This is a genomic window from Dyella sp. SYSU CM1112 (assembly GCF_058216415.1).
Genome location: NZ_JBZEGI010000015.1, coordinates 85,729 through 110,995, shown reverse-complemented (window position 1 = coordinate 110,995; position 25,267 = coordinate 85,729). Strand labels below are relative to the sequence as shown.

Genomic DNA, 25,267 nt, shown 5'->3' with positions numbered 1-25,267 from the left:
GCCAGCGTCGAACAGTACCGGCGTCTCGATACCGTCCATGCCGACCCAATCCAGCGCGCCGATCAGATGCGGCTGCGCCTGCGTGGCAACGTCGGGCATGGCGCCGATAGCGTCAGAAATGTGCTTCACGGTGATCAGCTCGTTATGGAAAGGGCTTGGGACGGATACGCTGGATCAAGGAGCCTTTTGGATATGGCGCAATGCCGCTATCGCCAAAGCCGCGTTCACTTGCAGCACGCCATTGGACATCTTGCTGCTGCGAAGCAAGAGATCATGGATCGTTTTCGCATCCAGCTTGGGTTCCAGCGACAGCAATAACGCAACGATGCCACTGACATGTGCGGTGGCCATCGATGATCCGGAGGTGAAGTCGTATCCGCCACCGGGTTGCGTCGTGAGAATGTCGTCACCCGGTGCGCTGAGCACCCCGGAAGGTGCTGGCGAGGCGCTGCTGGTGCGAACCACGATCACACCGCGATCATCATCGGGAAAGCCATTCAGTATGCCGCTCGGTGGCATCGCCGCGATCACGATGCGGCCCTGATCAAGCAGCTGCGCAAGCAATCGGTTGAGCAGCGGATCGGCCGGTCCACCCAGGCTCAAATTGATGATGCGCGCATCCGTATCGAGGATGCCGGCCAGTGCCTTGGCGAGCGTAAAGGAGTTGCAGCGCGCGCTTGGCGAGGAGGGCGGATACCAGCACGCTTTGTAAACACTGAGCATCGATTTGGGCGCGATGCCGACAATGCCCTGGTGGTTATTGCCGTCTGCCGCGATGATGCCGGCGACTTCGGTGCCATGATAATCACGATCGAACGCAGCAGGATCATCGCCGACGACATCATGCACATCGCGGATGCGCCCTTGCAGTTCGGGATGCGTCGTGTCTACGCCGGTATCGACGATAGCGATATTGACGCCTGCGCCCTGGCTGATGTTTTGCGCAGCAGCAGCATCGGTTTGCACGAAGCCACGTTGAAGATTGACGTAAGGGTCGTTGTACGTCTGTGCGTGCGCGGGGTTGCCGGCAGCGGTATCCGAGTACACCGAAAAGTTCTGCAATGGCTGCGCCAGCTGCACGCGGCGATCCTTGGCTAGCACCTTGATCAGCGCATCGCGAGAAACACCCGGTGGCGGTTCCAGCACTACGCAGTACAAGCCGAGCGGCTTGATCGGCCAGCCGGCCACTTCGCGCAGGCCGTAACTTTGCTTCAATGCCTCCAGCTCGGAAGAAGCGCGCTCTCCCGCACCGTAGTACTTCGGCGGCGCATAACCCAGCAAGCTGGATCCGGCATGCGTGCTGGGCGGCGTGACCGGATTCGCTACCGCCAGCACGATGTCGCGCTGACTGTTCATGGCGGCGACATGAGTCATCGCAGCAGGGGTGGTGGCCGGTGCGTTTTTTGCCGACGCAAGCGGACGCGTCGATGCACACCCACTCAATGCCGCCATCGCCAGGGCAAGCAGAATGACGCAATGCTTCATGGCGTAGCGACGGGCTCCGCCAACCGAATGCCATGCGTTGCGCGCAAGTGGCTCACTACTTCTTGTGTGGAGGAAGCGGCATCCACCGATGCAACGGTGTAAGCGCCTACGTCATTCGGTCCGCCGACTACCTGCAAGTGGAGTGTGTGCAGCAAGGCGTTCCAGTCGGTCAGCGACATGCTGGCATCCGGCACGACGCGAATCGAGCCGGCGGCGACCGGTGCCGACGGCTGGCTCAGCGTGCGATAGGCCGGTGGATTGTCCGTCGAGTGCAGCTTCATGCCCAAGACGCCAATACCGATGGCCTGCACCAGCACCGCCGCCGCCAAGGCACGGCTCACCCATCCTCCCGAACGGAAGCGCAGATGACTTTCCTCCACGTCGGGGGCGTCGATGCGATTCAACAAGTGCTTCAATCCTGCGTCCGGATCGACCGGAATATCCGACGGAAGCGACAAGGCAAGCCGCAGCCGGCTTTGCTGCGCAAACTCGGCACGGCAGGATTCGCACTGAGCCAAATGATCGCTGAGCCATTCGCTTTGCTCAGGTTCGGCGCTGTTCTGCAATACCCAGGGCATGGCCTCCCAGGCACGCAGGCATTCCTGGCTGGAATCGGTAGGGAACGTCACGACACGCCCTCCTTGTAGGTGAGTGTGCTTTCGGCCAAGGCCGGCAGCACGTTGCGCAATTTGACCCGCGCGTGAAACAACCGCGCTTTCACCGTACCCACAGGGCAATGCATGATGGTGGCGACATCCTCCAGCGTATGGCCCTCGCCATAAACCAGTTCAACCACGACACGTTGATCGGCCGACAAGCGTTCCAATCCTTTGCTCAGCCAATCGCGCAGCTCGCGATCTTCGTCCGGATCCTCGGTGGGGCCATATTCCTCGAGTCTGTCGCTGTCATCGACCGGCTCGTCGCCGCGTTGCCGCAACGTTTTTAGCCCGCAACGATAGGCAATACCCATGATCCAAGTGGAAACGCGCGAGTCGCCACGGAAATCGCCAGCCTTCTGCCATGCGATCCAGAAGCAATCGTTGATCACTTCTTCGATGACATCGGGGCGGCGTGTCAGCCGGGACAGAAAGCGGCAAAGCCTGCCGTGGTAGCTGTGATACAGCGTCGCCAGCGCAGCACGGTCTCCCGCCGACATGCGCTGGAGCAACATGCGATCAGTGGCGTCGGTCTGGATATCGACTTCGTTCATAGGCGCGTAGACGCATGGTCCAGTAACGGTGAATTACCCGTTGAGTGCCGGCCTGGTGCCAAAAGGTTGCGTGGACCTAAAAGGACCAGGCGATCGTCGCCACCCAGGGGGCGGCGGCCAGGCCGGCCCAGCGACGCCGCATCGCCGGGTCGATCGCGATCCGGTCCAGCTCCACCCGCCAGGGACCACTGGTCCATACCAACCCTACCTGCCCGTATTCATATAGCCTGCCGCTGTCATGGTTATAGCGGCCATATTCGACACTATAAGACCCCAGGAAGGATTGGGCGGCGCCGACTCCGGCAGAAAAGGAAAGATGCGGCGCCAATGGCCAATGGACATTGAGGTCCGCCGCGCCGCGCGGCTGATGGTTATTGCCCTGGCCGGTGAGGTAAACGGCCGACAGGCCCAGGGTAAGCACGTCGCGGTAAATCCAGTCGACGCCGGTTTCGGCACGGTTGAACGCGCTGGCGCGAGCGTTGCCGGGGTAGTCGTAATAGAGCAGGCTGGCTTGCATCTGCCAGTTGCTGGAAAGCACCCAATAGCGCGCGCCCTGCACTTGCAGCTCGGAGCTGTCTGCCGATGAACGCAGTTCGGTACTTCCCGCCGCGCTGAACGACCAGCCTGCGGGAGACGTCCAGGACAGCGATCCTTGCAGGGTCGGGGTAACCGGAGTGATGGCAACTCCCCGATCCACCAGTTGCGAACCGAGCGCCACTGTACCGTTGATGGATTGCGCGCGCGCTATCCTGGGACAAACGAGGACGAGGGTCGCCGCCAGACCGATCGCGAAAATTCCCACACTGCCGCGCACGCCAACGTGATGCCATTTACGCCAGCTAAGGCGTCGGCACTCGCGCTCTTTCGCGCCGATCGTGGACGGCATCATGGCATTTGCTATCCGCGCACACAGGGGTGCCGGGCCGGCTCCCGGCCGGCCGCAGCCCAAAACATTCCAAGCGTGTAGGGGTAGCGAATAAGCACCGTCACATCATGCGTTGTTCGTGAATGAAGATTGTTCGTGGCGCTGAGTTTATATCGATCCACCAAGACAACAACGTGTCACGAGTGAAGCGTGCTGAGATAGGTAATCAGATCCTCCAGCTGTTTTGAATCATCCAGGCCGTCGTATTTCATCTTGGTACCGGGCACGATTTCCTTGGTGCGTTTCGACAGGTAGTGCTGCAGGGTATCGGCCGACCATACCCAATGCGTTTGCGGCAGCGCATCCGAATAGTGGTAGGTCGGCAGGGTGCCGGCAGTACGTCCGATCACACCGAACAAGCTAGGGCCTTTTTTATTGTGCCCCTGGATAGTGCTGTGACATTCGGAGCATTCCGTCTTGAATACTTTCGATCCCGCCGCGGCATCACCGGCGAAGGCGGCCGAAGAGGCCAGCAAGCAGCCCATAAAAAGCCCCGCGGCCCCAAGAGACCGCGGGAAGGGCCTCAAACATAATCTGATCACGTTCTGGAACTCCTGTGTTTCTTTGCATCGTTTTCAAAATGCCAGGCTCGCCGTGAGCGAGAACTCATCCAGGTCTCTGGCGTTTTCCGGCGGGAGGCTTGGTTCGAAGCCGAAGATGTCCGTGCCGGAGCCATTGAACTTCGTAAAGCGGAACCAGGTGGCGGCGAACTTCATGTTCGCGATGGAGGTAAACGAGCCGTCCTTGCCGAAGGGTGTCCAGAACACGCTAAACAGGTTGCTGGTGGTGTTCGGATCGCCATAGGGGATGTATCGCACGACATCGTGCGTACCCGTGCTCACCAGGTGGGAAACCGTCACGCCGTAGCTTTGCTTGAAGGTGTAGGTGGCTGACATGGTCCGGTCGTGGGCCACCCCATTCGGCAAGGCGACCAGTCCAGTCGGACTCACCGGCGTGCTGCCGTAGCGGCGACGTTCGTAAATGTCGACGTAGGCCAGCTGCACGATATTGTCGCGATCGCCGAGAAACTGATAAGTCAGGTCGTAACCGAGGTCGGTGATGCTGTCGGCCGGGCCCGTGCGCGGCAGCTGGCGCTTCGTGGTCAGTGCCACCACGCCGGCCGAGAAGAACTGCCTCTTCATATCCTTCATGTAAGCGAAGCGCAGATAGCCGGTGTCGCTCAGCTTGCCGGGATCGCCCGAGAGGGAGTAACCGAGATTGTCCTGCTCGGCAGTGGACAAGGACGTATACGTGCCGATCTCGCCGTACCAGTTGGAGTTATACAAACCGTACAACGTGGTGCCCACGACGCGATTCGCCCAGGCAGCGGTGCTGGACAGATTGAGCAAGGTGCCGGAGGTGCTCGGCGGCCCAAGGCTTGATGCGTCGGGCAGTGCGCCGATCGGATCGTCGAAGCCAGGGCTGTTATTGACGCTGATACCAATGGTGGCGTCGTTCTGGCCTACGTTCAGATCCTTGAGCACGAAGCGCAGATCGACATTGCTGAGCTTGGTGCTGAAATGATTGCTGCCGTCGTTGTCGGTTTCGATTTTCACGAAGCCGCCGATGTTGTTCGTCAGCCGGCCGGCCAGATAGATATCGGCCTCCGTAAGCTCGTTCGAACTTTGGCCTTGGGCAGGGACTGCACGCGTACCGGTAAGTTGCGCGGCGACCGGAATCTTGAAGCCGTTGCCGTCCGTATCGGTGTAGCCGTTCGCCTTGAAACGCATACCGTACGGTGTCAGTGCGGGACCGTAGGCACCGGCGTGGCAATCCGCGCAGGCATTACCCGTCTGGCGCGCATACGCAGGCACGGCTTCGGCGCGTGTGCTGGCCAGCAATAGGAGCATGGCCGAGCCGTACCAGAAGGAGTGGCTCCTGGCCCAGCGCAATCGTCCCGAATGCCGCGTCACACTTCGATTCGGAAAAGACAGCATGGGATCTCCTTGTCTCGGCGATTACAGGGGAGTGAATAAAGAACGAAGCGCATCAGCAACGGCGCCGCTGGGGCAACATGGCTTTCAACACACCATCGCGCAGTACGAAGTGGTGCCACAGCGCGGCGACGATATGCAGCGACACCAAGCCGAGCAGCAGCCACGCGGCGTCCACATGCCAGGTGGTCAGGGTGTCGGCGAGATCTTCGTTTTCGGCCACGATGGCTGGCAGCGTCGCGCCGAAAAAATGCACCGGCCTTCCTTCGGCATCGCTCAGCGCCCATCCAAGCAGAGGTAGCGAGAGCAGCAGTGTGTAAAGCGCGATGTGCGTGAGTCCGGCCAGCAGTCGCACCATCCGCGAGGCGTGGCTGGTATGCGGCAGCTTGCCCAGGCGTAGGCGCAGGATCAGGCGAACCACGAAAAGAATCAGTACCAGCAATCCAAAGTGCCGGTGTCCTTCCAGCAGCCATTCCTCCAAGCTGCGGCCATAGACCTGGTCGCGTACCAGGATCAGTGTTGCCGCCATGCCCACACACAACACGGTGAGCCAATGCAGGACCACCATCGCCTTCGGCCGGGCAGGCACCACGGCATCGTCCGCTTGGCGAGACGTGTCGCGCAGGGATGACTTCACCCCTTCGGAGGCAAACGATGCGTTGCTGGCTCGTGTGGGACGAGTCCCGTTTTCAACCTTCATATCGTGATGCCCTTGCATGCCGTCGCAGCGCTGATCCGCGCATCCAACTACGCGTGGCACGAGGATGCATGCGTTCATCCCCTGCGCACTTTGCCGGGTGAGTGTCGGATCGCGGCGGGAAGGTTGCCTGGCTCGCGCGCAAGTTCATGGACTTCGCGCATGCCGAGGTTGCAGCAGTGGCGCAACTTTTTTTGAGCGCACCGGCACTCAAGTGCATGAACCACTTCTTGCGTGCACGGTCCGGTTGAGCACATGCACATCGAACGCATACCCCTGCAAAAGCATGGCGACAGCCGCGGGATGCTCGTTGCCCTGGAACAGGATCGAAACGTGCCCTTCGACATCCGGCGCGTGTATTACCTGTTCGCCACGAAATGCGACGTGCGGCGCGGGCGGCATGCCCATCGCCGTCTCAACCAGCTGGCCGTGGCGGTACGTGGTTCGGTGACGTTCCTGCTCGACGATGGCGTGACCGGTCCGGTCGACGTTGTGCTGGACGATCCGTCGCAAGGGTTGGTGCTGGGAAATATGGTGTGGCGCGAACTCTACGATTTCAGCGACGACTGCGTGCTGATGGTGCTGGCCGACCAGCTCTATGACCCGGCCGACTACATCACGGATTACGCCGAGTTTCTTCGCGAGGTAAACGGCAGCATGTTCAGAGAGAAAAAGGCGTAGCCGCATGCCAAGGCCGTTAGTGCTTATCGGAGCAGGGGAGTTCGCGCAGATTGCGTGCGAATATTTCGACCATGACAGCGACTACGAAGTCGTGGCTTTCAGTGTAGAGCGCGACTATCTCACGCAAACGAATCTGGCACAGCGCCCGGTGGTGCCGTATGAGTTGCTGGAGCGCGAGTACCCGGCTGCCGATATCGACGTATTCGTGGCGATTCCGGCGACGCAGCTCAATCGTCTGCGTACGCGTTTTTACCGAGATGTGAAACACAAAGGCTACCGATGCGCGACCTATATCAGTTCGCGCGCCTTCGTATGGCGTAATGCCCAGATAGGCAAAAACAGTTTCATTTTCGAGAATAACGTGATCCAGCCGTTCGCAAGCATCGGCGACAACTGCATCTTGTGGAGTGGCAATCACGTGGGGCACCGCACGGTTGTACGCGATAACGTGTTCGTTGCATCGCATGCGGTGATATCCGGCTATTGCGATATCGGTGAAAACAGCTTTATTGGCGTCAATGCCACGTTCAACGATGGCGTCAAGGTCGCGCACGACAACGTCATCGGTGCGGGAGCCTTGGTCACCGGCGACACACAGCCGGGCCTGGTTTACATAGGATCGCCCGCGCGTGCTTTGGCCGGCCGTTCCAGTCTCGACGTGAGGCTTTGACTGCCCATGCTTGCCTGGACCAAGCAAGGGCTCGTGTTCGAGACCGCGCGGCATAGCGTGGGTGCCTGGATGCGGCACTCGGCGTTGACGCCCACGCCTTATCGCCTCGATAACGATCTCATACGCGTCTATGCCGGTTTTCGCGACGACCAGGGCGTCAGCCGGATCGGTTACGTGGATGTGCTGGCGAACGAGCCGCGGCGCGTCGTTCGCGTGGCGCAAGAGCCTGTGCTGGATATCGGGCGCGGCGGCTGCTTCGACGACAACGGCATGATTCTCGGCGACGTCGTCGATGCACCGGGCGGCCTGCATATGTTTTACGTGGGCTTTCAGCAGGTCGCTAAGGCCAAATTCCTGGCATTTACCGGCTTGGCGGTTTCCACCGATGGCGGCAACACTTTCCGGCGCGTACAGGAAACGCCCCTACTGGATCGCGCACCGGGACGCAGCACGATCGGCGCCGTGCATTCGGTCATCCGTGAAAATGGATACTGGCGTTTGTGGTATGCCGTGGGCGACGACTGGGAATATATCGGTGGCCGTCCATTTCCGCGCTATCACATCCGTTATGCGGAAACCGACGACCTTACGAACCTGCCTCGGCACGATCACGTGTGCCTGCTGCCGCAGGGTGGGGAATACCGCATTGGCCGTCCGCGCGTTTATCGCTTCGGCCGCCAATACGTCATGTACTTTACGCGCGGGCATCGCAACGGCGACTACTTTCCGGGTATGGCCTTCAGTGATGATGGCATGCGATGGCACCGCCGCGACGAACGCCTGGGCATGACGTTATCCGACGGCGGCTGGGACTCGCGGACGATCTGCTATCCCGCCTTGATCCGTCAGCGCGACAAGCTGCTCATGTTTTACAACGGCAATGACATGGGCACGGACGGATTCGGCGTGGCGGAAGCGCCAGCCATGCTGCTGGCTGGAGATACGGATGTTTACGATTAGGCCTTACGTCGCGGCCGACGCGAAGGTTTGGGATGCCGTGGTGGCGCGTTCACGCAACGGCAATCTGCTGCACCGGCGCGGCTATATGGATTATCACGCCGACCGCTTCGTGGATTGCTCCTTGCTCATCGAGCGCGACAACCAGGCCATCGCCGTTTTTCCTGCCACGCGGCAGCAACACGTTGTCGTCAGCCATGGCGGCCTGACCTATGCCGGGCTGATTGCCACCGAAGCATTGCGCGCCGAAGCGACGCTCGCCGTATTCGATGCGATCGGCGAGCACTATCGCAACACGCAGGCAACGAGCCTGATCTATAAGCCGGTGCCGCACGTCTTTCATCGCTATCCCATAGAGGAAGATCTCTACGCCTTGCATCGCGTTGGCGCCAAGCTGGTGCGCCGGGATATTTCCTCGGTGATCGCGCTGGACAGCTCGATCGGCTATGCGCCGATGCGCAGGCGCTCCATCAGGCATGCGAGCCGGCAGGGCATCACGCTGCACACCGGCGGCGATCCCGCCGCCTTCCATGCCTTGCTTGCGGACGTATTGCGTCGACATGGCGCGGTGCCGACGCACAGCCTGCAAGAATTGCAACTCCTGCAAGCCCGGTTCCCCTCCGACATCGTCTTGCACCAGGCTTATCACGAAGACAGCCTGGTCGCCGGGGTCATCGCGTATGACCTCGGTCACGCGGTGCATGCGCAATACATTGCGGCCTCGCAGCGGGGGCGGGAGCTGGGCGCTTTGGACATGTTGTTCGATGCCTTGATTACGAACACGTATGCACCGAAGCGTTATTTCAGCTTCGGTATTTCGACCGAGCAGGCAGGTCGCGTGCTCAATGGCAGCCTGATTGCGCAGAAGGAATATTTCGGCGCTCGCGGTGTCGTGCACGATTGCTACGAGTGGGCGCTGGCATGAGCATCCCGTTTCTCAGCCTGAAAGACGCGCATGCCCGCTACGCGGATGAGCTCAAGGCCGCGGCGGTGCGCGTCATCGATTCCGGCTGGTATGTGCTGGGCAACGAATTGGCTGCGTTCGAGCGGGAGTTCGCCGATTATTGCGGCGCACGCTTCGCGGTAGGCGTGGGCAATGGCCTGGATGCGCTGTCGTTGACGCTACGCGCTTACAAGGAACTCGGCCAGCTGCGCGACGGCGACGAGGTGATCGTGCCGGGCAATACCTTCATCGCGAGTTTTCTTGCCATTACTGAGAACCGCCTGATTCCTGTGCCGGTGGAGCCGGATCCCATTCGTCATACTATCGATCCGGCCAAAGTGGAAAAGGCCATCGGTTTGCGCACCCGGGCGATCATGGCGGTGCATCTTTACGGGCAGCTCGCCGATATGACAGAGCTTGGCACGATCGCCCGCCGACGCGGACTGCTGCTGATCGAAGACGCGGCGCAGGCGCATGGCGCAATGCAGGGCGGCCGCAAGGCCGGCGCGTTTGGCGATGCAGCGGGCTTCAGCTTTTTTCCCACCAAGAACCTGGGTGCCCTGGGCGATGGCGGGGCGGTAGTGACCAATCATATGGAACTCGCGCATTGCATCGCGGCGCTGCGCAACTACGGTTCGCTCACCAAATACCATCATCCGCGCCAGGGCATCAATTCGCGGCTCGATGAAATCCAGGCGGCGATGCTGCGGGTGAAGCTGAAGCATCTCGATGAAGACATCGCTCGGCGGCGCCAGGTAGCCCGGCGCTACCGCGACGGCATCCGCCATCCGCTGATTCAACTTCCACTTGCGGCGCAGGAAGAACAGCATGTATGGCATCTGTTCGTCGTGCGCAGCACGTACCGCGATGCCCTGCAGCAGCACTTGCAGGGCAGGGGCGTGCAAACGCAGGTGCACTATCCGGTGCCGCCCCATCAACAGCCGGCTTACCCGCATCTGCACGCCCTGTCCCTGCCGCTGACTGAAGCCTTGCAGCGTGAGGTGCTCAGTCTTCCGATCGGGCCGGCCATGAGCGATGCGGATGTCGACACCGTCATCGATGCGTGCCGGACTTTCGTGGCGTCGGCATGAGCATGCTTCGCGCTAGCGGGTATTCGGCGATGGCGACCGCCGCGCGTCTGGTGTCGGCGCTGGTGGTCGTCAAGTTGGTGGCATGGTTTGCCGGACCTGCGGGTGTCGGACGGCTGGGACAATTCATGAGCCTGATGTCGCTGTTGGCCATCCTGGCCGGTGGCGGCATCGGGACCGGTATCGTGAAGTACGTGGCCGAATACCGGCATGACGCTGCCAAGCTCGCACGCCTGTTGTCGGCGGCACTTTGGTATGCGCTATGTGCCTCGTGCCTGATGGGATGCCTCACGCTGTTATTCAGTGGTCCGATCACGCAATGGCTGTTGGGCGACCGGCACTATCAGAGCGTGATCGTGGTCTTGGCGGTGGCTCAGTTCGGGATTGCGCTGGCCAATTACATCCTCGCGGTCGTCAATGGCTTCATGGACGTGCGTCGTCTCGCGCTGATCCAGGTGCTCGGATCGCTGGGCGCCGTCGCGGCGGTGGTGCTGTTCGCTTACCTGTTCAAGCTCTACGGCGCCTTGCTGGCCCTGATCGTCGGGCAACTGTTGCTGTTGGTCATCGGCTTTCCCGCGTTGCGACGCAGCGGCTATTTTCGCCCCGGCATGTTGCAGGCACGCTTCGACCGCGACATGGTGTTGCGATTGGCGGCGTTCTCGGTGATGACGTTGACATCCGCCTTGCTTTCGCCATTGGTAAGCATCGGTGTGCGGGATCATCTCGCCGCCCATTTCGGCTGGAATCAGGTGGGCTATTGGCAAGCAGTGAGCAAGGTCTCGGATGCCTACCTTCTCTTCATCACTACCGCCATCAATATCTATTACCTGCCCCGATTGGCTGCTGCGAGCGGTCGTGATGCATTGCTGCAGGAATTGCGCGAGGCGTATCGCTACATGTTGCCGGTGGTCGTGGCGCTGGCCATAGTGGTTTATCTCCTGCGGGGATGGGTGACCCGCGTGCTGTTCACTGGCGATTTCGCGGCGGCCGATGCGTTGTATGCCCCGCAGCTAGCCGGCGATGTGCTCAAGATCGCCTCGTTTCTTCTTTCCTACCTGATGCTCGCCAAGGCCATGACGCGATTGTTCGTGGCGTCGGAGTGTTTTTTTGCGGTGACTTACCTGGTGCTGGTTTATCTGCTTACCGCGCGCTTCGGTCTGGCGGGCGCCATGTATGCTTTTGCGGTCAATTATGCGTTCTATCTCGTCTTCAACGTGTGGATCGCACGGCGTTACCTGGGGAGCGTATGAAATGAAGCAGGACATGGCCATGCATCCGTACGGCTTGCCGCTGGTCTCCGTGCTTATCCCGGCCTTCAACCATGCGCGCTTCGTACGGCGCTGCCTCGACAGTGTGCTGGAGGATCCTTACCCCCATAAAGAGCTTGTCATCATCGACGATGGCTCGACCGATGGCACGCCCGATCGCATCGCCGAATGGATAGCCGAGCATGACGGTGAGCTCGCCATCGAATATGTGCAGCGGGACAACCGCGGCATTGCCGCTACGTTGAACGAACTGGCGGCGCGTGCGCGCGGTTCCTTCCTGCGGCTGGGGGCCAGCGACGATTACTTGCTGCCGGGCGGCCTCAGCGTGCAAGTCGGCTATTTGATGACACACCCTTCCAAGTGGGCGGTGATCGGCGATTCGGTGGTGGTGGACGAGGATGGCAAGACCATCCATGCCAGCGGCATGCGTGATCTGCACGGTGCCGATAAACGTCTTTATCGGTCGGAAGAGGGGATACGGCGCGCGGTGATCAGCCAATGGGCCGTAGGTGGGCCGGTGACGCTGATACGGCGCAGTGCACTGGAGACGGTGGCGGGCTGGAGCGAAGGCTTGCGCATCGACGACTGGGATTTCTTTCTTCGCCTGGCCGCGCACGATGCGCTGGGTTTCGTCGACTTGCCGGTTTGTGGCTACCGCCTGCATGGCACCAACGTCAGCCGCACGCGGCATACGCCTACGCGCATTCTCAATCTCACCGAGGCGCAGCGAGTGGCGGTGCAACGCATGCAACTGTTCGACGAACCTTGCCGGACGCTGTTGCGAGCACAGTCGCATTACCTCGGCGCAAAGATTTCATTCTTGCAGCGGCGAGTGGGATGGCTGGCCCTGCACGCTCTCGCGTACGCGATGCTGGTGCTGATCGCAAAGATCCGCCCCCCGACGGTGCATCCGGTCTTGGAGCGTGCATGAGAGCGCTGCTCCGTTTTCCTTCGATATATCTAGGGCTGCCGCTGCTATTTGCGTGCGCCCTTACGTGCATCACCTACACGCTTCCGATCGGTTACGCCGAAGGTTTGTGGCTGCTGGCGGGTGCGGCGTTGATCATCATGCTGCTCGATCTGCTGGCGACTGTGTGCATGCCAGATAGGCCATCTGTTCGTTTGCCGGTTTATGTCGGTACGCGTGGCGCATTCATCGCATTGGCTTTTGCTTGCGCGATCGTCGCGTTCTGTCTGCTCGACCTCACGCTTTTTCCGATTCCATTGATCAGCAATCCCACCTCGTACGCCAACTTGCAGGGCGGCCGGGAACATGTGCGACATATCTCGGACATGTGCTGGGTACTGCCGCCTATCGGCATGCTGTGCGTGCGGCATCGGGCGGTGAGGTATGCGCTGATTGCGGTGGGTTTGCTGTTCCCGGTACTGGTCATTGACCGCAACCGTGTTCTTGCTGCGTTATTTGCTTCTGCTCTGGTAATCGCGCTGCGGCGAGATTCTTCCAAACCGCTGCCGTGGAAGACGATTAGCGTGCTCCTGGTTGCCGGATGCGTAGTGTTTTCGGTGTTGGGCATACTTCGCTCGGGCACGCTGGATTACGTGAGCCTGCCGTTCAGTCCGCTGTTCCGCGCCGCGCCGCAAGGCTTCAAGTGGCTGCTGCTTTACGTCACCGCGGGCCCGTACAACTTCGGCGCCATCCTGGCCAAGCACTACGTCAACAACACGTTCCTGTTTAACCAACTGGTGCCGTTGAGTGGATCGATCGCCACGGCGGGTACCGGCATTCCGCTGGATGCGTCGAACATCAACGTCGGCACGGAGTTCTTTCCGTTCCTGATGGCATGGGGGCCGCTTGGCGCGATCGGCGCCATGTGGGTGCTGTACGCCATGATGGCCTGGAGCGTGCGGCTGCTGGTCCGCGGTATGGGCTTGTTTCCGCTGCTGATCTTTTTGCGGATGTCCTACGTGTGTGTGATGGCGCCGTTTGCGCCGCAGGCTTTCACCTGGACCAACCTTGGATTTATCGCCCTTTGCCTGCTCATGCAGATGGTGGCCGCATGGCTGCCGAACAGGCGCGCCCATCGCGGGCAAGGGTCTTTGCCAGCTTTTTGACGAGACAAAAAAATATGCAACAGGACGAAATCTATTTGATCGACCTCTGGCGAATCATCGTGCGCGAATGGAAGTGGTTCATCGCACCGCTGCTGCTGGTCGTGATCCTGGCGGTGGCATACACGCATACCGCGAAACGGCAATGGGAGGCGACTGCCTGGATCCGCATCGGCCGTATGGGTGACGCACCCAAAAACCAGGATCCGCAAGTTGAACCCCTTGCACGAGTGCTGGAGCGCCTGCAATTCCGGCCGTTCCAGGATCAGGTGCTCGAGAGCCTGAACATCCTGCCTGTTTCGCCGGACGCGGCACTCTATCGCAAGAGCTTGAAACTGGAGCCGCTGCCTTATGCAGGCCCGATGGTGAAGCTCAGTGTGCGGGGCGATTCGCCACAACGGGCTGCTCAGTTAGCGCAGGCGACTGTCGCACAATTGCAGAAGATTCATCAGCGGCTGGAAGCGGCGCCATTGAAGATTGCGCAAGGCCGCCTGGATGAAGCCGAACGTGATCTGCAGCACGCCGAAGCCGAGCGGGATCGCTTGCTGCAGAACGCGGTGTCTAGCGGTAAGGATAGTCAAACTGCGCTGCTTGCCAGTGTCGTGCTCACGAACAGTGACCAGGAAATTCGTGAGCTTCAGCGTACCCGCAGCGAACTTACCGAACTCCTTAGCAGCGCTTACACGTACGAGACATCATTGGCGTGGCCGGTCTACGTGCCCGAGAAGCAAGCCTTTCCCAATCCTCCACTGATGTGGGCGGCGAGTATGTTGATCGGAGGTTTGCTGGGTGCTTTTGCGGCGGTTGTCAGAAATGCATGGCGCAGGGCCGGGGTGCATGCAGCACATGCCTGATACTCGTGTGCGACCGTATCGATAGGCTGGCTCGATCCCGGCGATATGGAAAATCAAATTCCGCTTGTCTGCGTTAGCCCGGATACTCGACGGCAGCCAACCTCGCCGTCGGGGCCTAGCCATGTTTGCGTTTTTCCGTTCGAAGGGTGCGCGTCGCCCGATATCGTGTTTGTGCCTCGATAGGTCGAGCCAATCGCCGAGTTGGTGGCGCCATGCGTTGCTGTTCAGGACGTTGTGCCTGCTGGCATTGTTTTCGTCGGCCCCGATTTTTGCCGGAACATCGCCGGCAGCGCCTGTGAAGCTGCCTGTTTGCGCGGCATGCCATGGTCCTCACGGAGCGGGTTCGGCCACAGGCGTACCGCGCATTGCGGGCATGAATGCGCAATACCTCTCTCACGCGCTGGGCATGTTCAAGACGCGCAAGCGAGCCAGCCCCGTGATGCAGCCGATTGCGCAAACGCTTTCTGATTCGGATATCGCGGCGTTGGCACTTTATTTTTCTGAGCAGCATCCGCCCTTGGCGCCAAACCCTCACCCGGTACCTGCCGATCTGATCGAGGCGGGAAAAACACTGGCGGAACATGGCGGCCACAACCACGTCCCCGCGTGCTTCAGTTGCCATGCCGCCGGTGGCCGCGGAAACGGCCAGCGTTTTCCGAGCATTGCAGGAGAGCCGTTCGTGTTCGTGATCGATCGCCTGCATGAATTTCAGGCTCGCGCTCGCACCGGCAAACCCAAGCCGGGCACGATGACCGACGTGGCATCCCATCTCACCGAAGCACAGATCCGCGATGCGGCAGCGTATCTCTCTGTACTGTCGCCGGGGCAGTCGCATAGCTGATCGAAAACGGCATACGCCTTATCGCGATCCACGTGCCGGTCGGGGAGCGTTACGGATCTGCACGCAACCGCCGCCGCGGATTCCGGCACTTACCGCTTGAGTCGATGACGGTCGACGCCAGCGTCGTTCGCGCGCCGGTTTCGATGCGTCTGTCATAGCCGACCGCGCAGTTTTGCCGGCGACGGGAGATCGAAGTGGATATGCCTTACCAACCTGGCCCCGAGCATCGGGCCGCGTCATTGGACCCTGCGCAGCTGCTGGAAACGCAGCGCGCGTTCGATAGTGTTGCAGCGGATTACGACGGCCCGCGCGGCAATAACGAGCTGATCCAGCGCATGCGGCTGACGATGTGGGACACCGTGCAGCGAGAAATTCCCGAGGGTTCGCGCTTGCTCGACCTGGGTTGCGGTACCGGCATGGATGCCGTGGCATTTGCCGAACGCGGTTATCGCGTGGTTGCCAGCGATTGGTCGCCGCGCATGGTGGAGCGCACGCGCACACGCGCTACCGATGCAGGGCTGCACGAACGCGTCACCGTGGTGCACGTAGGTGTTCATCAGCTCGATCAGCTCAGCGATCGCTTCGATGGTATTTATTCGAATTTTGGGCCGCTCAATTGCGCGCCTGATCTCGCTGCGGTTGCAAATCAATGCGCACGCATGCTGAAGCCTGGCGGCAAACTGGTGTTCTCGGTGATCGGGCGTGTTTGCCCTTGGGAATGGGCCCATTACGGCTTGCGTGGGCGCTTCAAGCGCGCTGCCATACGCGCCGCGCGCGGTGCGACGGCCGTGGGTATGAACCGCCATACGATCTGGACCTACTACTACCTGCCGCGTGAGTTCTACCGTGCGTTCGCGCCGCATTTCACGCTGGAAAGCTACCGCGCGCTGAGCCTGTTCATGCCACCGCCTTATCTGGTCGAGCATTACCGTCGTCGACCCGGCTGGTATGAGCGGCTGGGACGGCTGGATGATCGCTTTGGCGGTTTGCCGCTGTTGCGAGGCATGGGCGACCATTTTCTGATCGTGATGCGCCGGCGCTGATTTATGCGGGCTTCCCATGCAACCGTGCATACGCGCCTGGAAGGCGGGGCATCCGTTACGGCCGAGGGCGTGTCGAGCGCCCCATTGACGATGGCGGCACGACGCATCGGTTTGTCATCGGGTGGCCGGGCCTATCGGGTGGATCTTCGCGATCACCTGATTTTCCCTGGGCTGATCAACGCGCACGAACATCTGCATGTCAATGCAGTGCCACCGTTATTGGCCGGTGCGCCTTTTCCTAACAGCTATGCCTGGATCGACGCATTCCAGGCGCACTTCGAACGGCCGGAGGTGAGGGCTGCCCTGCAATGGCCCAAGGCGCTGCGCATGCGGCATGGCGCGTTGAAGAACCTGCTTGCCGGCGTGACCTGCGTGGCGCATCACGATCCGTGGCATCCCGCATTCGATGCGGTGGATTTTCCGGTGACCGTGCTGCGTAACCAGGGCTGGAGTTACGCCTTGGGATGGCCGGGGTACGGGCCGCCGGTCGAACAGAGCTTTCGGGCTACGCCGTCGGATTGGCCTTGGCTGATTCATCTGGCGGAAGGAACGGATGCGGTGGCGCAGGCAGAATTGGCGCAGTTGGATCACATGGGATGCCTGGCGGCGAATACGGTATTGATCCACGGCGTCGGTTTGAGCGAGCAGGACGTGGAGCGTGTGATCGCCAACGGCGCTGCGGTGATCTGGTGTCCAGGCAGCAACCGTGCCTTGCTTGGCCGCACGCTCGATCCGCGCCGTTTATGCGCAACTGGGCGCCTGGCACTGGGCAGCGATTCGCGCCTCAGCGGCAAGCGCGATTTGCTTGAAGAGCTAAGCGATGTGGCGACGGATGGTGGATTATCGCCTGCGCAGTTGCTTGCACTGGTCACGGCACAGGCTGCGCGCATCTTGCGCTTGTCAGGGCGTGGTGGGGTAGCGCCCGGGATGGCCGCCGATTTGGTGATTGTCGAGGATCGCGGCGGGGATCCTGTCTCCAGTTTGGTCGGCGTGCCGCGCAGCGATATCCGCGCGGTGATACGCAACGGCGCGCCTTGCATCGCCGATCCCGATTTTGCCGAATGGTTTGCGATGGCCGGTGTGGACGCCGTGCCGGTCCATCTCGATGGAAAATTAAAGATGATGGCCCGGTCGCTGGCCGATCCTGCACTGCTTGCACTTGAGCCGGGGCTTGCCCTGGCAAGCGGGCAGCGCGTTGGCATTGCCGGTGCAGCGAGGTGCGGCTGATGTCCGAGCCGATGATGCTTGATCCACTGAGTGCGTATGCACTCTGGGCGGATAGTTACCCGGCGCAGGCACACAACCCGGTGATGCAGGCCGAGGAACGCGCGATGCTGGCATTGATGCCCGCTTCACTGCGGACACAGAACGTGCTGGATGCAGGATGCGGTAGCGGGCGCTATATCCTGCACGCGCTGTCGCGTGGTGCATCGCGTGTCATGGGTGTCGATCTTTCCGATGCAATGCTGAAACGTGCCGGCAGCGAGTTGGATATGCATGGACGCGATGCCGAGATCTTGCTGGCGCAAGGCGAGTTGACTGCATTGCCGGTGCCGGATGCCTGGGCGGATCTGACGATCAGCGGATTGGTGATCGGCCATGTGGAAACGCTGGCGCCGGCCCTGGCCGAGCTGTGCCGTGTTACGCGGCCGGGCGGCACGATTCTGTGCAGCGATGTTCATCCGATCGGCCATTCGCTTGGCTGGCGGCGCGATTTCCGTCGCGACGGCCAGCGCTACGCGGTGCGTCATACGCACTATTTTTATAGCGACTGGCATGCGGCCTGCGCTGCGCATGGCTTGTCGATCGAGCGCGTGCTGGAGCCGATGCTCGATCCCATCGATATTCCTGCCGGCGCGCATTTCGACCCCGTCGCGCTGGAGGTTCCGGTTGCGCTGGTATTTCAGCTAAGGCGCACATCTTGATGCCATCTTTTTATTTTCCATGAGCCGCCCACGTACTTTACTGATCAACCCTACCGTCACTTCGCGTGCAAGTGCGCGGTTTCCCTTGTCGTTGCTGCATCTTTCAGCCGCGCTGGATAGAACGGGCAGCAGCGAGGTGATCGATGGCAATGTCGATCGCGATTTCATCGCAAAGACCTTGCGCACGATGGCGCACGATAGGTTTGACGCCGTGGGCATCAGCGTGATGGGTGGTCCGCAGACCGAGCCGGCGATCGCGGTTTCCGAGGCGATTCGCGAGCATTTTCCAGCCACGCCGATCATCTGGGGTGGTTATTTCCCCACCCTTTATACGGATGTGGCTTTGGGTGCGCCGTATGTCGATTATGCGATCCGCGGGCAGGGCGAAGAAACCTTGCCCGAGCTGGTCGCTGCGCTGAGTGGACGCGCCGGAAGCGATATGGCGCGCATCGGTGGTTTGTCGTGGAAGAACGACGGCGCGATCGTGCATAACCCGAATCGCCGATTTTCGTTGGCAGGCCCGGATGAGGTGCTGCCTTACGACAAGCTTGGCGATCCGCGGCGTTATCTGGCGCGAACCTTTTTAGGAGAACGTACGGCAGCGCATCAGGCGGCGGTGGGCTGCCGTTTCCGCTGTACGTTCTGTGGCGTAGCCGCCATGTTCGGTGGTGCGACGGCACTGCCGGCAGCGGTGCGGCTGGAGCGCGAGCTCAGCTATCTCAAGTACGAACTGGGCGCGGACTCCATCCAGTATTTCGACCACAACTTCTTTGATCGCGAAGAAGACATGATTCCGCTGCTCGATGTGATGGCCAAACTTGAGCTGCCGTGGTGGTGTTATGCACGCTCCGATGCGCTGCTCAAGTTGTCGAGCAGTTCGTGGGAGCGCGTGCGCAAGAGCCGGCTGCGCATGGCTTACATTGGCGCGGAATCACCCAGTGGCCAGATGCTGAAGGAAATCCGCAAGGGCACGCGGCCGGATCAGACGTTGGAAGTGGCGGAACTGTGCCGGCGCAATGGTGTGATACCGGAGCTGTCCTTCATGGTGGCGCCACCAGAGAACACCGAAGAGGAAACCGAACGTACCTTCGAGTTCATCCGCGAATTGAAGCGCATCAATCCCGCCGCGGAAATCATTGTCTATGTCTACACGCCGCTGCCGGAAAGCAGCCGGCATGAAAAAGACCGCGGCAAGCGGCCTTCGACCCCCTTGCTCGATGTGCATGGCGAACCGGTGATATTCCCGCGTACGCCGGAAGAGTGGACGCAGCCGCAATGGGTCAATTACGCCTGCCATGCAGATGCGCCCTGGCTGACTGACAAGATGCGTCGCCGTATCCATGATTTCGTGACTGTCTTGCGTTGCCGTTTTCCGACCGCACAAGACATGCGTTCGCCGCCGTGGGCGAAGCGCGCCCTGAGCGCTGCCGCGGCTTGGCGCTACCGCTATCGCCGCTATGACCGGCCATGGGAACTGGAACTGGCGAACCGGCTGGTGCGTTTGCGCATGCCGCAGGTTTCGGGCTTGTAGGCGCCATGGTGCATATCGCCCAGATCAATGTGCTGCCGCCGCCGCCCGCATGGACGCTCGGCAACGTGCTGGAGCAATGGCCGTCGCTGCGTGACATCGCCGAAGCGGTTGCCAGTGCCGGTGTGCGGGTGTCGGTGATTCAGGCCGCGGCGCACGCGGAACGGTTGACGCGCCACGGTGTGGATTACCACTTTGTGCCGAGTGATAGGGTTGCCCTGGCGTCGCGCGGAAAGCTGTTTGCCGACGTGCTTCGCGAAATGGGCGCCGATCTGCTGCATGTGCATGGCTTGGGATTTGCCGAAGAGGCATTTGCCGTTTCCAAGCATTTGCCGCAGATGCCCATCCTGCTTCAGGATCATGCAGATCGGCCGCCACGCTGGTGGCGCAGACCGCTATCGCGGCGCTGGTATGCGGCGGCTTCCGCGGTGGCGTTCACCGCTCCGGAGCTTGCACAACCGTTCGTGCAAGCGGGTGTGTTGAGCAGGCGAACGCCGATGTTTGCGATTCCGGAATCCAGTAGCCGCTTCACACGCGGCAGCCGTGCCTTGGCGCGTGCGGAGACAGGTCTCTATGGCAATCCGTGCGTGCTGTGGGTAGGGCATCTGAATCGCGGCAAGGATCCGCTCACGGTACTCGATGGCATCGCGAAGGTGTCCGCGCGTTTGCCCGGACTTCAATTGTGGTGTGCGTTTGGCAAGGCGCCGTTGCTGCGGGAAGTGCAGCAGCGCATCGAGCGTGATCCACGCCTGCTTGGACGGGTGCATTTGCTGGGCAAGGTGCCGCATGCGCAAGTCGAAGCGCTGATGCGTGCCTCGGACATGTTCGTATCCGGCAGCCATGCCGAGAGTTGCGGCTACGCGCTGATGGAGGCGATGGCGTGCGGCGTGATGCCGGTGGTGACGGATATCCCTTCGTTTCGCGCGCTGACCGGACACGGTCGCACGGGGTATTTATGGCCTTGCGGAGATTCGGGCCGCCTCGCCGAGGCGCTGGTTTGCGCCTGGGCAAGCCGCCCGCGGCCGGAACAAGTGCGCGCACATTTTGATGCGAACTTGTCGTTTGCAGCCGTCGGACGCCGATGGGCGGATGCGTATGCACAGGTGCTCGGCGCCCAGCATTGGAGGGCTGCGTGAAGATCGCGCTGGTGGTTCCGGGTGGTGTCGACCGTAGCGGCACGCATCGGGTGATTCCCGCGTTTCTTGCCTTGATCAAGCGATTGGCGCGCAAGCACGAGGTGCATGTGTTCGCCTTGCGGCAGGAAGCGAAACCGGGCCGATGGCCGCTTGCCGGCGCTACCGTGCATAACATGGGCGACGGTTGGCCGCGTATTCGCGCGATCGGTGCCCTTTGCGCCGAACATCGACGTGCACCGTTCGATGCGGTGCATGCCATTTTTTCCGGCTCGTGCGGCGTGGTGGCGGTGGCTGCGGCCAAGCTGCTGCGGCGCCCCAGCCTGGTACATATTGCCGGGGGCGAACTGGTGGCCTTGCATGAGATCGGCTACGGCGGCTGCCGCCAATGGAAAGGGCGGTTGCGCGAAGCCGTCGTGCTGCGTTGTGCAGACATTGTGACTGCCGCGAGCACGCCGATCATCGACTCGCTGCGTCGTCTCGGTGTGAGCGCGTGGCGGGTTCCGCTGGGCGTGGATCTGCAATGCTGGCCGGTGCTCGCGCCGCGCAGGCGCCGGACAGGGCCTGCGCGATTGATCCATGTCGCAAGCCTCAATCGCGTCAAAGACCAGACGACACTCTTGCGGGCACTGTCACGGGTGGTCGAGGCGGGCGTGGATATCCAGATGGACGTCGTGGGTGTGGACACGCTCGATGGCGAAATGCAGCATCTGGCGCAACAGTTGGGCGTGCAGCGGCAAGTAAATTTCCTGGGCTTCAAGACGCAGCAAGAGTTGCGTCCGATCATGGCTTCGGCGGACCTGTTGGTGATGTCATCGTTGCACGAAGCAGGGCCGCTGGTGTTGCTCGAAGCGGCGATTGCCGGCGTACCGACAGTGGGCACGGCAGTCGGACATATCGCCGAATGGTCGCCGGTGGCAGCGATCGCGGTAGCGGTGGGAGATCATGCTGCGCTGGCGGATGCCATCTGTCGGGTGCTGGAGGATGAAGATCTGCGGCTTCGATTGGCGGCGGAAGCACAACGCCGCGCCATGCTGGAAGACGCCGATCACACGGTGCGTGTGTTCGACGCCTTATACAAGCATGTTGCAGGAGCCGATCTGGTGCAGTGACCGATACGCGGTGTGTTTGGGTGTATGGCCGCTGTTGGACGCGCGATTTCTTGATTCGTCGACCGTGATTTTCAGGTGGGAGGCGTCGGCGTTTCCAGCGCAGCGCGGACCACATAGAGCGCGTCCATGCGCGGCACCGGATGAATCAATCGGGTGAGCATGCGGCGCAAGCGTGAGGCGGTGACCCAGTTTTGTCCCTGCAACCAAAGCTGAGTACGAATCATGTCCGCACGCTCCTGGATGGCTTCTTCGGTGGGTGCAAAGCGCTGTGTGAGGTACTGTCGGAGCTCATGCAAGGAGCGGCACCATTCGACGCCGGGAAAGCTATGCAGCCACAGTTCTGAGCTGGAAACCTTGGTCAGGGTGTTCCGGCGCGATAACACACGCAGGAGTGCCGGGGTTTCACGTTCGAGGCGTTCGAGAAGTACGCGGGGAACGGCGTGATGGTAATAGCGGTCGACCAGGCGCAGGGGAGGAAGCGCCCACCAGGGAGGGGAGCCGGTCGGACTGTCCCAAAGCACACTCCAGTCGCTGGCGACCATGCGCGTGGCCAGCAACGAGATATCGTTCAAGTGCAGCAAGCGCAAACTGCGTCCGCAGATATTGCCCGCTGCATGCAAGAGCAGATGGCTCATCAAGGCGCCGTTAGACGGATAAGGATTAAGACCCGGCTCAGGCCGACAGGGATAGATGCGTTGGGTGATATCGATGCGAGCGATCGGCAGACGTTCCTGGATGCGCGTATGCAACTCGATATTGATGGGCGTATCGCGATGTTCGCCCAATCCCGGTAGGGGTTGTCCTTGTGCCGGCTTGAAGACGCGATGTTTCCACTGGGTGAAGGAATGTAGATAGCCGAGCTCGCGTAGTAGCTCGGTGGTGCTTTCCACATCGTTTTCGTGGACCAGCAGATCGATGTCGGCCATGGGACGATCGCCGGGTGCGTAGAGTCCGAGCGCGTGCAGGGCGGCACCTTTCAAGGGAACGATTGCCAATCCGGCGATGCGGGCGCTCAGGTCGATTTGCCGTAGTAGGTCGACGATGCGCTGGTGGCGTCGTTCGACGTGCTCGCGTTGTTCGGCAAGAAACTGTCGCCATGGTGATGGCTGCCAGCTGGAGTAGCGATAGAGTAGTGGCGATACACCATGCGCAGCGGCGGCAGCCGAAGCCAGGCGCCATTCCAGTTCGTTCCATGCCGGCGCGGGACGGCCTGGTTGTGCCTGCGCGAGTTCGACGGCCAATGTTTCGGTGGCACGTCGCAAGGCAGCTTTAACGGTTCTGAGCGGTGGCAACATGATGTAAGGCTGGTGTGTGGCATGTCGTGGCCGAGGGCGACGGCAACGTAGCGTTTTCAGTACGGTGTGCTTGCTCGGTGGCGATCAGTTCATTCCACTGCGCCTCGAGCGAGGTGCATGCGTGGCGATGTTCCGGCGTGTCCGTCGCCTTGACTTGCTGCAGCGTGACTTGGGTATGCAACAGATCGCGCACGCGTCGGTAGAAATCCGAGGTATAGGCGCCGCGAAACATCATGGCGAGATCATCGCTGTCCAGCCAATGGGTTTTCTTGCCGAGCTGCGCACGGACCTGTTCGTAGAATTTCGTACCGGGCAAGGGATAGGAAACGCTGACGCCGATATCGTCCGGTGCGGCCAGCGTAATCAATTCACGGGTGGCGAGCAGGTCGGGCAGTTGTTCGCCGAGATAGCCGAGTTGGATGAAGAAGCCGACGCGGATGCCACGTTTACCGAGCCGTTCGCGCGCCTCGATCAGGCTTGCGACTTTGGTGCCCTTGGTCATGGCATCCAGGATGCGTTGGCTACCGCTTTCCGCCCCGATCCATGCCTCTGCGCATCCGGCTTTTGCGAGCGCGTCGGCCATGCGCTCGCTGATCAGATCGGCGCGGGTCTGGATGGTGAATGGTACGGAGCCCTTTTCGGCATCGATGTATTCGGCAAATTCGGTGACCCAATCGACATGGAAGCCGAAGATGTCATCGGCCATCCAGATGTGATCGGGTTTGAATGCGCGCTTCAAGTAGATCATTTCCGTGGCCAGTTCCCTGGCGCTGCGTTGCTTGTAGTGATTGCCCCAGATGGGTTTCGCGCACCAGTTGCAGCGGAACGGGCAGCCGCGTGAGGCCGCCATGTTGAGGCTGAAATAGCCGTGCCTGTCCTGCCATAGGGTGCGGTACTGTTCGATGTCGATCAGATCCCAGGCGGGATGGCCGACGACGCGCGGATCGGGAGGAATCGCGCCAATGCGCGTCACGCGCGATTGACCGTCCACAAGCGTTGCGGTGCCGGACAGATTGCCGATCCATTCCTTTGTGGAAATATCCGGATTGCGATCCAGCCGCTCTACCAATTCGATCAGCGGTGCAATGCCTTCGCCGATAAGCACGGCATCCGCCCCGGCCGCAAGAAAGGCGTCGGGGTGATCGGAGGCATCGGAGCCCGCTACGATGACGCGTGCGCCTTGTGCATGGGCGTCGGCGATCATCTTGCATGCCGCGTCGCGCATGCGGCTCAGGCACATCTTGGTGAGATAGTTGAAATTGTCTTCGTAGAAGACCACGAGATCCGGACGCGCTTCCTGCAATGACGCTTCATACGCTTCGACGCCTTCGGCCACCATGGCGTCGAACAGCGTCACAGGGTGGCCCATTTCTCTTAGCAACGCAGCGATCTGGATCGTCGCGAGCGGTGGATAAGGCTTGCCACGCTCCCATTGTTTGCGGTCGTAGTTGAGGAAATAGGAGTGGCCAACCTGAATCTTTAGCATTTCGGAGAACGCCTCGCGCGTAGCCGCAGGAAATCCGCAGCGTCACGGTCGATGCAGGACATCCCATGGCGCTGTTGGGCGTATGTGCTTGGAAATGACGATTCGGTTGCGGCGCGGCGCGA

25 protein-coding genes and 1 pseudogene are annotated in these 25,267 nt (G+C 61.0%); 16 read left to right on the top strand and 10 right to left on the bottom strand.

The genetic code is table 11. The features are described from left to right. From AC4HNJ_RS18265 to AC4HNJ_RS18230, 8 genes and pseudogenes are all read right to left on the bottom strand, one after another. Positions 1-99, bottom strand: a pseudogene (locus AC4HNJ_RS18265) (GTP cyclohydrolase FolE2); the annotation flags it as partial. Between the two features lie 75 nt (positions 100-174). After that, on the bottom strand, positions 175-1,485 hold the full coding sequence (locus AC4HNJ_RS18260; RefSeq protein WP_490481034.1) for a S8 family serine peptidase: 1,311 nt from the start codon (positions 1,483-1,485) through the stop codon (positions 175-177). Then, positions 1,482-2,063 carry an anti-sigma factor gene (locus AC4HNJ_RS18255; RefSeq protein ID WP_490481037.1) on the bottom strand — a complete coding sequence of 194 codons (582 nt, stop codon included), beginning with the start codon at positions 2,061-2,063 and terminating at the stop codon, positions 1,482-1,484. Before AC4HNJ_RS18255 ends, AC4HNJ_RS18260 begins: the two co-directional genes overlap by 4 nt. A 47-nt stretch (positions 2,064-2,110) precedes the next feature. Then, the gene (locus tag AC4HNJ_RS18250; RefSeq protein WP_490481033.1) at positions 2,111-2,695 is read right to left on the bottom strand and encodes a sigma-70 family RNA polymerase sigma factor; all 585 of its coding nucleotides are present in this window, start codon (positions 2,693-2,695) and stop codon (positions 2,111-2,113) included. Between the two features lie 76 nt (positions 2,696-2,771). Next, complete coding sequence (locus AC4HNJ_RS18245) at positions 2,772-3,584, bottom strand: TorF family putative porin (RefSeq protein WP_490481032.1); 813 nt, start codon at positions 3,582-3,584, stop codon at positions 2,772-2,774. A 173-nt stretch (positions 3,585-3,757) separates the two neighbouring features. Next, complete coding sequence (locus AC4HNJ_RS18240; protein WP_490481031.1) at positions 3,758-4,105, bottom strand: c-type cytochrome; 348 nt, start codon at positions 4,103-4,105, stop codon at positions 3,758-3,760. Positions 4,106-4,195: 90 nt separating this feature from the next. Beyond that, the gene (locus AC4HNJ_RS18235) at positions 4,196-5,557 is read right to left on the bottom strand and encodes a cytochrome C (RefSeq protein ID WP_490481030.1); all 1,362 of its coding nucleotides are present in this window, start codon (positions 5,555-5,557) and stop codon (positions 4,196-4,198) included. 52 nt (positions 5,558-5,609) lie between these two features. Further along, positions 5,610-6,254 (bottom strand): cytochrome b, encoded by a 645-nt coding sequence (locus tag AC4HNJ_RS18230; protein ID WP_490481029.1) that lies wholly within the window; start codon positions 6,252-6,254, stop codon positions 5,610-5,612. A gap of 252 nt (positions 6,255-6,506) precedes the next feature. Between AC4HNJ_RS18230 and AC4HNJ_RS18225 the strand changes: the two genes are divergently transcribed. The 16 genes from AC4HNJ_RS18225 to AC4HNJ_RS18150 all read left to right on the top strand — a co-directional run bounded on the left by AC4HNJ_RS18225 (position 6,507) and on the right by AC4HNJ_RS18150 (position 22,364). After that, a complete protein-coding gene (locus AC4HNJ_RS18225; protein ID WP_490481028.1) occupies positions 6,507-6,932 on the top strand; it encodes a sugar 3,4-ketoisomerase in 426 nt (141 codons plus the stop codon). 4 nt (positions 6,933-6,936) lie between these two features. Then, positions 6,937-7,602, top strand: a complete 666-nt coding sequence (locus AC4HNJ_RS18220) for an acetyltransferase (RefSeq protein ID WP_490481027.1) — start codon at positions 6,937-6,939, stop codon at positions 7,600-7,602. A gap of 6 nt (positions 7,603-7,608) precedes the next feature. Further along, positions 7,609-8,562: a hypothetical protein gene (locus AC4HNJ_RS18215; RefSeq protein WP_490481026.1), complete on the top strand. Its 954-nt coding sequence runs from the start codon at positions 7,609-7,611 to the stop codon at positions 8,560-8,562. After that, positions 8,549-9,484: a GNAT family N-acetyltransferase gene (locus tag AC4HNJ_RS18210; protein ID WP_490481025.1), complete on the top strand. Its 936-nt coding sequence runs from the start codon at positions 8,549-8,551 to the stop codon at positions 9,482-9,484. The genes AC4HNJ_RS18215 and AC4HNJ_RS18210 overlap by 14 nt, the downstream gene beginning before the upstream one ends. Next, on the top strand, positions 9,481-10,593 hold the full coding sequence (locus AC4HNJ_RS18205; protein WP_490481024.1) for a DegT/DnrJ/EryC1/StrS family aminotransferase: 1,113 nt from the start codon (positions 9,481-9,483) through the stop codon (positions 10,591-10,593). Before AC4HNJ_RS18210 ends, AC4HNJ_RS18205 begins: the two co-directional genes overlap by 4 nt. After that, complete coding sequence (locus tag AC4HNJ_RS18200; RefSeq protein ID WP_490481023.1) at positions 10,590-11,840, top strand: O-antigen translocase; 1,251 nt, start codon at positions 10,590-10,592, stop codon at positions 11,838-11,840. The genes AC4HNJ_RS18205 and AC4HNJ_RS18200 overlap by 4 nt, the downstream gene beginning before the upstream one ends. Before the next feature lies 1 nt (position 11,841). Then, entirely contained in the window at positions 11,842-12,789 is a 948-nt protein-coding gene (locus tag AC4HNJ_RS18195; RefSeq protein WP_490481022.1) for a glycosyltransferase, read from the top strand. Next, the gene (locus AC4HNJ_RS18190) at positions 12,786-13,931 is read left to right on the top strand and encodes a hypothetical protein (protein WP_490481021.1); all 1,146 of its coding nucleotides are present in this window, start codon (positions 12,786-12,788) and stop codon (positions 13,929-13,931) included. The genes AC4HNJ_RS18195 and AC4HNJ_RS18190 overlap by 4 nt, the downstream gene beginning before the upstream one ends. Before the next feature lie 14 nt (positions 13,932-13,945). After that, positions 13,946-14,782: a Wzz/FepE/Etk N-terminal domain-containing protein gene (locus AC4HNJ_RS18185; RefSeq protein WP_490481020.1), complete on the top strand. Its 837-nt coding sequence runs from the start codon at positions 13,946-13,948 to the stop codon at positions 14,780-14,782. Between the two features lie 121 nt (positions 14,783-14,903). Then, the gene (locus AC4HNJ_RS18180) at positions 14,904-15,623 is read left to right on the top strand and encodes a c-type cytochrome (protein WP_490481019.1); all 720 of its coding nucleotides are present in this window, start codon (positions 14,904-14,906) and stop codon (positions 15,621-15,623) included. A gap of 200 nt (positions 15,624-15,823) precedes the next feature. Continuing rightward, positions 15,824-16,666: a class I SAM-dependent methyltransferase gene (locus AC4HNJ_RS18175; RefSeq protein WP_490481036.1), complete on the top strand. Its 843-nt coding sequence runs from the start codon at positions 15,824-15,826 to the stop codon at positions 16,664-16,666. Between the two features lie 3 nt (positions 16,667-16,669). Continuing rightward, positions 16,670-17,893 carry an amidohydrolase family protein gene (locus AC4HNJ_RS18170; RefSeq protein WP_490481018.1) on the top strand — a complete coding sequence of 408 codons (1,224 nt, stop codon included), beginning with the start codon at positions 16,670-16,672 and terminating at the stop codon, positions 17,891-17,893. Beyond that, a complete protein-coding gene (locus tag AC4HNJ_RS18165; protein ID WP_490481017.1) occupies positions 17,893-18,591 on the top strand; it encodes a class I SAM-dependent methyltransferase in 699 nt (232 codons plus the stop codon). Before AC4HNJ_RS18170 ends, AC4HNJ_RS18165 begins: the two co-directional genes overlap by 1 nt. 19 nt (positions 18,592-18,610) lie before the next feature. Next, the gene (locus tag AC4HNJ_RS18160; RefSeq protein ID WP_490481016.1) at positions 18,611-20,122 is read left to right on the top strand and encodes a B12-binding domain-containing radical SAM protein; all 1,512 of its coding nucleotides are present in this window, start codon (positions 18,611-18,613) and stop codon (positions 20,120-20,122) included. Positions 20,123-20,127: 5 nt separating this feature from the next. Next, on the top strand, positions 20,128-21,255 hold the full coding sequence (locus AC4HNJ_RS18155; RefSeq protein WP_490481035.1) for a glycosyltransferase family 4 protein: 1,128 nt from the start codon (positions 20,128-20,130) through the stop codon (positions 21,253-21,255). Then, positions 21,252-22,364, top strand: a complete 1,113-nt coding sequence (locus AC4HNJ_RS18150) for a glycosyltransferase family 4 protein (RefSeq protein ID WP_490481015.1) — start codon at positions 21,252-21,254, stop codon at positions 22,362-22,364. Before AC4HNJ_RS18155 ends, AC4HNJ_RS18150 begins: the two co-directional genes overlap by 4 nt. A gap of 71 nt (positions 22,365-22,435) precedes the next feature. On the opposite strand, the gene AC4HNJ_RS18145 is transcribed toward AC4HNJ_RS18150, so the two are convergent. Together AC4HNJ_RS18145 and AC4HNJ_RS18140 are read right to left on the bottom strand one after the other, a co-directional pair. Beyond that, a complete protein-coding gene (locus AC4HNJ_RS18145; protein ID WP_490481014.1) occupies positions 22,436-23,659 on the bottom strand; it encodes a nucleotidyltransferase family protein in 1,224 nt (407 codons plus the stop codon). Beyond that, a complete protein-coding gene (locus AC4HNJ_RS18140; RefSeq protein ID WP_490481013.1) occupies positions 23,634-25,145 on the bottom strand; it encodes a B12-binding domain-containing radical SAM protein in 1,512 nt (503 codons plus the stop codon). Before AC4HNJ_RS18140 ends, AC4HNJ_RS18145 begins: the two co-directional genes overlap by 26 nt. Positions 25,146-25,267: the final 122 nt, after the last annotated feature.

Coding starts and splice junctions, on each gene's coding strand:
- AC4HNJ_RS18170 (WP_490481018.1), top strand. CDS start 16,670: ATGCGGGCTTCCCATGCAACCGTGCATACGCGCCTGGAAGGCGGGGCA.
- AC4HNJ_RS18195 (WP_490481022.1), top strand. CDS start 11,842: ATGAAGCAGGACATGGCCATGCATCCGTACGGCTTGCCGCTGGTCTCC.
- AC4HNJ_RS18240 (WP_490481031.1), bottom strand. CDS start 4,105: ATGGGCTGCTTGCTGGCCTCTTCGGCCGCCTTCGCCGGTGATGCCGCG.
- AC4HNJ_RS18220 (WP_490481027.1), top strand. CDS start 6,937: ATGCCAAGGCCGTTAGTGCTTATCGGAGCAGGGGAGTTCGCGCAGATT.
- AC4HNJ_RS18190 (WP_490481021.1), top strand. CDS start 12,786: ATGAGAGCGCTGCTCCGTTTTCCTTCGATATATCTAGGGCTGCCGCTG.
- AC4HNJ_RS18250 (WP_490481033.1), bottom strand. CDS start 2,695: ATGAACGAAGTCGATATCCAGACCGACGCCACTGATCGCATGTTGCTC.
- AC4HNJ_RS18180 (WP_490481019.1), top strand. CDS start 14,904: ATGTTTGCGTTTTTCCGTTCGAAGGGTGCGCGTCGCCCGATATCGTGT.
- AC4HNJ_RS18225 (WP_490481028.1), top strand. CDS start 6,507: ATGCACATCGAACGCATACCCCTGCAAAAGCATGGCGACAGCCGCGGG.
- AC4HNJ_RS18215 (WP_490481026.1), top strand. CDS start 7,609: ATGCTTGCCTGGACCAAGCAAGGGCTCGTGTTCGAGACCGCGCGGCAT.
- AC4HNJ_RS18255 (WP_490481037.1), bottom strand. CDS start 2,063: ATGCCCTGGGTATTGCAGAACAGCGCCGAACCTGAGCAAAGCGAATGG.
- AC4HNJ_RS18160 (WP_490481016.1), top strand. CDS start 18,611: ATGAGCCGCCCACGTACTTTACTGATCAACCCTACCGTCACTTCGCGT.
- AC4HNJ_RS18260 (WP_490481034.1), bottom strand. CDS start 1,485: ATGAAGCATTGCGTCATTCTGCTTGCCCTGGCGATGGCGGCATTGAGT.
- AC4HNJ_RS18155 (WP_490481035.1), top strand. CDS start 20,128: ATGGTGCATATCGCCCAGATCAATGTGCTGCCGCCGCCGCCCGCATGG.
- AC4HNJ_RS18175 (WP_490481036.1), top strand. CDS start 15,824: ATGCCTTACCAACCTGGCCCCGAGCATCGGGCCGCGTCATTGGACCCT.
- AC4HNJ_RS18165 (WP_490481017.1), top strand. CDS start 17,893: ATGTCCGAGCCGATGATGCTTGATCCACTGAGTGCGTATGCACTCTGG.
- AC4HNJ_RS18205 (WP_490481024.1), top strand. CDS start 9,481: ATGAGCATCCCGTTTCTCAGCCTGAAAGACGCGCATGCCCGCTACGCG.
- AC4HNJ_RS18235 (WP_490481030.1), bottom strand. CDS start 5,557: ATGCTGTCTTTTCCGAATCGAAGTGTGACGCGGCATTCGGGACGATTG.
- AC4HNJ_RS18200 (WP_490481023.1), top strand. CDS start 10,590: ATGAGCATGCTTCGCGCTAGCGGGTATTCGGCGATGGCGACCGCCGCG.
- AC4HNJ_RS18140 (WP_490481013.1), bottom strand. CDS start 25,145: ATGCTAAAGATTCAGGTTGGCCACTCCTATTTCCTCAACTACGACCGC.
- AC4HNJ_RS18185 (WP_490481020.1), top strand. CDS start 13,946: ATGCAACAGGACGAAATCTATTTGATCGACCTCTGGCGAATCATCGTG.
- AC4HNJ_RS18210 (WP_490481025.1), top strand. CDS start 8,549: ATGTTTACGATTAGGCCTTACGTCGCGGCCGACGCGAAGGTTTGGGAT.
- AC4HNJ_RS18245 (WP_490481032.1), bottom strand. CDS start 3,584: ATGATGCCGTCCACGATCGGCGCGAAAGAGCGCGAGTGCCGACGCCTT.
- AC4HNJ_RS18230 (WP_490481029.1), bottom strand. CDS start 6,254: ATGAAGGTTGAAAACGGGACTCGTCCCACACGAGCCAGCAACGCATCG.
- AC4HNJ_RS18145 (WP_490481014.1), bottom strand. CDS start 23,659: ATGTTGCCACCGCTCAGAACCGTTAAAGCTGCCTTGCGACGTGCCACC.